Raw genomic sequence first — 6,186 nt, 5'->3', positions numbered from 1 at the left:
GCCGAGCTGCCGCGCATGGTCGGGACGATGGCGCGCATCCCGGTCGAATGGAGCGAATTGATGAAGGCGCCGCCGGGCGACGGACGACCGATCATGCTGCTGCCCGGCCTGTTCAATTCGGACCGCTCCAACATCGTCATGAAGCGCTATTTGATCGCGCTCGGCTATCGCGTCGAGGGTTGGCGGCTGGGGCGCAATCGCGGCGCCAAGGCGATCGGGTCGGAGGGCGAGAAACTGCTCGCACGGCTCGATGCCTATCGTCGCGATGCCGGCCAGCCGGTGACGCTGATCGGGGTCAGCCTGGGCGGGATCATGGCGCGTTTCCTGGCGCACCGCGCGCCCGAGATGGTGCGCGAAGTCATCACGGTCAGCTCGCCGTTCGCCGGCGATCCGCACGCGACCAACGTCTGGCGCGCGTTCGAATGGCTGACCGGCGAGAAGGTCGATTCGCCCGACGTCGTCGCCCGGCGCGAGGAGATCGCGCAGCCCCTCCCCGTCCCCTCGACCGCGATCTGGTCGGCGAGCGACGGGCTGGTCAACGGCGATCTCTGCCACGATCCGCAATGCCGCGAGATCGAGATCGTCAGCAGCCACATGGGCGTGCAGATGCATCCGGACACGCTGCGCGCGATCGCCGGGGTTCTTGGCGGTGAAGCGAGCGGCGGCTAGCAAGACCGGATGTCCCTGTACCGTCCCGCCCTTCTCGCACTGGCAGCCCTGGCTATCGCTGCCGCAGCCCCGTCGTCCGATCCCAGAATCGGCCAGCTCGAGCGCGATGTCGTCCCGGCCGTGCTGCTGAAGGGCGCTCCGGTACCGCATCGCTCGCTGAAGGAAGCGATGGTCAAGGCGCACGTGTCGGGGCTCAGCATCGCCTTCATCCATGACGGCCGGATCGCCTGGACGCGCGCTTACGGGATCGCCTGCGACGGCGGAGCGGCGGTCACTGCCCGGACGCGGTTCCAGGCGGGATCGATCAGCAAGTCGATCGCGACTTTGGGCGCGATGCGGCTGGTCGACGCCAAGCGCGTGGCGCTCGACGCCGACGTCAACCGTTATCTCAAGACCTGGAAGGTCCCGACGAGCGATATTGCCGCGGGATCGCCGGTCACGCTGCGCGGCCTGCTGTCGCACACCGCCGGCGTCAATGGCCGCGCTTATCCCGGCTATGCGCGTGGCGGTCCGGTGCCCACGCTCCTTCAGATCCTCGACGGCGTGCCGCCGGCGAATACCGCGCCGGTCCGCGTCACCCTGAAGCCCGGGGCGCAATGGAGCTATTCGGGCGGCGGCTATACGATCGTGCAGGCGATGATCGGCGACGTGACCGGGCAGCGCTATTCGGCCTGGATGCAGTCCGCGGTGCTGACGCCGCTCGCCATGCGCGACAGCGGCTATGAGGAGCCCGTGGCGTCGCATGCCTGCGGTCATGGTAATGACGGCGCGCAAGTGCCCGGCGGCTATCATCTTTATCCCGAACAGGCGGCGGCGGGGTTGTGGACGACGCCTTCCGACCTGGCGCGCGCACTGATCGCCACGCAGCGATCGATCGCCGGCGCGAAGGGCGCCTTTCTATCGCGCGCGGCCGCCACGACCATGCTGGAAACGGTCAGACCCGGCCATTCGATCGGGTTCGACGTCGGCGGCGCTCCCTCCGCGCGCTGGTTCCGCAAGGCTGGCGACACCGAAGGGTTCGCATCGCTGATGGTGGCCTATGGCAAGGGCGACGGCGTCGTCGTGATGACCAACGGGTCGGGCGGATCGGCGCTGGCCGAAGACGTGGTGCGCAGCCTGGCCCGCCTCTATGGCTGGCCCGATTTTCAGCCGCGCGTGCGCGAAGCGATCGCGTTGCCGGAAAGCGTCCTGACGACCTATCCGGGCAGGTTCATCTACGACGAACGTGCCCGCTTCGACATCGTGCGCAAGGGAAACATGCTGGAGGTCGCGTCGCCCGGCGAGACGCCGGAGACACTGTACGCCGCCTCGGCGACCGAATTCTTCACGCTGTCGCAGGACGTCAGCTTCGTGTTCGACGGGCCGGATTCCGGCCATCTCCGGCTCGGCAGCAATGTGATCCCATTCCGGCGTGACAAATGACACGGTGGCGAGACCGTCGTTCGTTCAGACCGTCGTGAACGTCCGCTATCGGTGGAAAGCGGAACGGCGGCTTCCTCACGGCACATTTCATTGTCGCGGTTGAACGAGAACCGCGGTGCCCGATCAGGTCCCTCCTAATTCCGCGGCTCGGGATCGCCGGCGCGGTAACCGTCATACGGACCGCATTGCGAGGGGTCCTTCTTGCACCGTTCGGCCGCCTTCTTGCGCTCGCGGCCTTCGCGCGCTTCCTGCTTGCGCATCTTCTTGCCGTAATTGCGGTCGGCTTCCGACTGGCTGGTCGTGCTCCAGTCGACCACCTTGCTCGTCGCCTTGACCGGCAAGGTCACCACGTCGACCGCGGTCTTGGCGAGGCAGCCGCCGGTCAGGACCGGCAGGGCCGCCGCCGCGGCGATCAGGATCTTACGCATCTACTCATCCTCGGATCACTTGCCCGCGCCGCGCCGCCAGGCGTTGCGAACGGTCGATCCAATTAGCGGAAAGTCGGTGAAAAAACCATCTATGCCCATCGCAAGCTGATGTCGGATCGCCGGGTCCAGATTGCCGTGCGCCCTGGGATCGGCGCCGATCCTGAGATCGGGGGCCAGGAAGAAATTCTCCGCCCGGAAGGTCCAGACATGGACTCTGATACCCGCCGCATGCGCGTCGGCGACGAGCGTGGTCGGGGTTCCGTCGACGATCGGATTGTCGGCCGGCGCGTAGAGCGTATCGCCCTTGGCCACCATGCTCACAGCCGGCGGTTTGACCACCATGTCCTTGTTGGGTCCGATCCCCCAGGCATAGGCCGCGACCGCCTTCAGCCCCGCGGGCGTGATCATCGCTGCATAACTCGGCGCGGCATGGTCGGCCGGGCCGCCGGTCGCATCCATCAACTGGATCAGGCGGATCCTGGTGATGGTGTGGAGGAACTTGAGGTTGTTCACCTCGAAGCTCTGGATGAACACCGGCGCGTCGGCCGAATCCCAGCCGGCCGCTTTCAGCTCGGCGACGAGCTGGCGCTCCATCGGCTTGCCGATCGAGGCGAAATAGCTCGGGTGCTTGGTCTCGGGATAGATGCCGATCGTGCGGCCGACTTCGGTCGAGCGCTTCTTGGCCAGTGCGATGATCTCGGCGAGCGTCGGGATCTCGAACTTGCCGTCATAGGTGGCATTGTCGGGACGCAATTGCGGCAGGCGTTCCTTCGCGCGCAGCGTCTTCAATTCGGCGAGCGTGAAATCCTCGGTGAACCAGCCGGTGTGGCGCTCGCCGTCGATCTCCTTGGTGGTCTTGCGGCCGGCGAATTCGGGATGGTCGGCGACGTCGGTCGTGCCGGTGATGTCGTTTTCGTGCCGCGCGACGAAGACATTGTCCTTCGTCAGGACGAGGTCGGGCTCGATGAAATCGGCGCCCTCGTCGATCGCCAGATCGTAGCTCGCCAGCGTGTGTTCGGGGCGTTGGCCGCTCGCGCCGCGATGGCCGATGACGATGGGGTCGGAAAGCGGCTTCATCGGCTTAGTCTGCCCTGCGACGCCCGCGGACGCCAGTATAGCGATCATCAGCACCACCCCGACGCGAATTCGCTTGAAAACCGCCATCCCCACCCCGATTCCTTGTGAACCAGCCTGCACGCTATCCACCTTTTGATTGGGAGGCGACGATGACCGATCACGCGATGGACGCGCCCTATCGCCCCGCGGCGCTCGACAAGGGCCGGCAGGGACTGATCGGCAAGGGCGTCGACCGTTACGAAGGGCCGCTCAAGGTCTCCGGGACGGCTCAATACGCCTTCGAAGGCGCGCCCGCCGGCACGCTCTACGCGCATGTCGTCGGCGCGACGATCGGGGCGGGCAAGGTACTGCGGGTCGACGCCAGCGCGGCCGAAGCGATGCCCGGCGTGGTCCGGGTGATCGTCGATCACCCCGACCTGCCCTCGACCGGCGGCAGCAGCCGCGAGGCGATGGGCGACTGGACCGACGCGATCGACCATTTCGGCCAGCCGGTCGCGCTCGTCATCGCCGAGAGCCTGGAAGCGGCGCGCGACGCCGCGCTGGCGGTAGAGGTGACTTATGACACGCGACCCGGCCGGTTCGATCCGCGCGACCAGCCGGCGGTCGTCGACCACAAGATCGGCTTCCTGCCCAATATCGTGAAGGGCGATGTCGACGCCGCGCTCGATGCCGCCGCGATACGCTTCGACCAGAGCTATACCACGCCGGTCCATTTCCCCGCTGCGCTCGAGCCGCACGCGACCACCGCCTGGTGGGAAGGCGACGATCTGGTCGTGCGCGCTTCGCTCCAGATCCTCGGCGGCGCGCGCGAGACGATCGCCAACCGGCTCGGCATCGACAAGGAGCGGGTGCGCGTGCTCGCGCCCTATGTCGGCGGCGGATTCGGCGGCAAGACGGGGGTCGGGCCCGAGACGGTGATGGCCGCGATCGCCGCACGCGAGGTCGGCCGACCGGTCAAGATCGCGCTGCCGCGCCGCCAGACCGCGGCGCTGGTCCATCATCGCGGCGACACCGTGCAGCGCATCCGCATCGGCTGCGATGCCGAGGGTCGGATGACCGCCCTCGCGCACGACAGCATCACCTCGCAGAAGCCGGACAAGGGCTTTCTCGAGCCGGTCCATTTCGGCACGATCCCGATGTACGCGGCCGAGCATCGTCGCTTCACCACCGCGCTGACCGTCGTCGACCTGCCCTCGACCGGCGCGGTGCGCGCGCCGGGCGAGGCGGTCGGCACCTTCGCCGTCGAATGCGCGATGGACGAACTGGCCGAGCAGCTCGGGCTCGATCCGATCGAGCTGCGCCGGCGCAACGAACCCGAGGTCGACCCGACCAGCGGCAAGCCCTTCTCCACCCGGCTGATGCTCGACTGTTATGAAGAGGGCGCACGGCGCTTCGGCTGGGACCGGCGCAATCCGGTGCCAGGGCAGAATCGCGACGACGAATGGCTGATCGGCCATGGCATGGCGGCAGCAGTGCGCGGCAATTTCACCGTCAACAGCGAAGCCCGCGTCACGCTGACCGCCGAAGGCCGCGCGGTGATCGAGACCGACATGACCGATATCGGCACCGGCACCTATACGATCCTGGCGCAAGTCGCGGGCGAGATGCTGGGGCTGCCGGTCTCGGCGATCGACGTACGGCTGGGCGACAGCGACTTGCCGCTCAGCGCCGGATCGGGCGGGTCGTTCGGCGCGGGCAGCTCGGGATCGGCGGTGGCGCTGGCGTGCGAGGACATCCTCGCCGAGCTGGCGCGGCGGATGAACGCGGCGCCGGAGGAACTGGTGCTGATCGACGGCACGGTCAGCGCCGGCGGGCGATCGTCGTCGATCGCCGATTTGGTGCGCGGCAAGCCGATCGTGGCGCACGGCAAGACCGGCCCCGGCCAGGTCAGCCGTCGCACCAGCCAGGCGAGCCACGGCGCGCAATTCGCCGAGGTCGCGGTCAACGCGGTGACCGGCGAGGTTCGTGTCCGCCGCCTGATCGGCGTGTTCGACGTCGGCCGCGTGCTCAACGAGAAGACCGCGCGCAACCAGATGGTCGGCGGGATGATCTGGGGCCTGGGCTATGCGCTGAGCGAGGACGCGGTAGTCGACACCCGTACCGGGCAGTTCGTGAACCCCGATTTCGGCGAATATCATGTCGCGGTGCATGCCGACGCGCCGGCGGTCGAATGCCATTTCATCGAACAGGTGGACGACCAGGCGAACCCGGTCGGGGCGAAAGCGGTCGGCGAGTTGGGGATTTCGGGCGCCGGCGCGGCGGTGGCGAACGCGGTGTACAATGCCTGCGGGGTACGTGTGCGGGACTTTCCGATCACGCTCGACAAGCTGCTGCCCGGATTGCCGCCGGTATGAGGGGTGCCCAACCTACATCCTCCCCGGAACGGGGAGGGGGACCGCCGGGCCGAGCCCGGTGGTGGAGGGGGCCCTCCATCAATAGCCGCCTGGGGTGTGGCCCGTTCGCCGCGGGCCCCCACCACCAAGCCGCTGCGCGTGTTGGTCCCCCTCCCCGGTACGGGGAGGATTGCGTTAAATCCCGCTTCAACAGCCTCACAAGCCCCATCTTGCCCCCCCGGGGAGCCGCCCCCGTA

At 67.8% G+C, this 6,186-nt stretch carries 5 protein-coding genes; 3 read left to right on the top strand and 2 right to left on the bottom strand.

Going from position 1 to position 6,186, the window contains the following annotated elements:
* Both ACTHJR_RS20860 and ACTHJR_RS20855 read left to right on the top strand, forming a co-directional pair.
* Positions 1 to 669: esterase/lipase family protein (locus tag ACTHJR_RS20860; protein ID WP_440525344.1), on the top strand; the 669-nt coding region annotated here is incomplete at its 5' end.
* 9 nt (positions 670 to 678) lie between these two features.
* Positions 679 to 2,091: a serine hydrolase domain-containing protein gene (locus tag ACTHJR_RS20855; RefSeq protein ID WP_440525343.1), complete on the top strand. Its 1,413-nt coding sequence runs from the start codon at positions 679 to 681 to the stop codon at positions 2,089 to 2,091.
* Between the two features lie 134 nt (positions 2,092 to 2,225).
* On the opposite strand, the gene ACTHJR_RS20850 is transcribed toward ACTHJR_RS20855, so the two are convergent.
* Together ACTHJR_RS20850 and ACTHJR_RS20845 are read right to left on the bottom strand one after the other, a co-directional pair.
* A complete protein-coding gene (locus ACTHJR_RS20850; protein ID WP_440525342.1) occupies positions 2,226 to 2,519 on the bottom strand; it encodes a hypothetical protein in 294 nt (97 codons plus the stop codon).
* A 15-nt stretch (positions 2,520 to 2,534) separates the two neighbouring features.
* Positions 2,535 to 3,596 (bottom strand): glycerophosphodiester phosphodiesterase, encoded by a 1,062-nt coding sequence (locus ACTHJR_RS20845; protein WP_440525341.1) that lies wholly within the window; start codon positions 3,594 to 3,596, stop codon positions 2,535 to 2,537.
* Between the two features lie 149 nt (positions 3,597 to 3,745).
* On the opposite strand from ACTHJR_RS20845, the gene ACTHJR_RS20840 reads away from it, so the two are divergent.
* Positions 3,746 to 5,950 carry a xanthine dehydrogenase family protein molybdopterin-binding subunit gene (locus ACTHJR_RS20840; protein ID WP_440525340.1) on the top strand — a complete coding sequence of 735 codons (2,205 nt, stop codon included), beginning with the start codon at positions 3,746 to 3,748 and terminating at the stop codon, positions 5,948 to 5,950.
* Positions 5,951 to 6,186 lie beyond the last annotated feature (236 nt).

The organism is Sphingomonas sp. (assembly GCF_051962185.1).
In the GTDB taxonomy this organism is placed as follows: Bacteria; Pseudomonadota; Alphaproteobacteria; order Sphingomonadales; family Sphingomonadaceae; genus Sphingomonas.
This window is presented reverse-complemented; position numbering and strand designations above follow the sequence as displayed.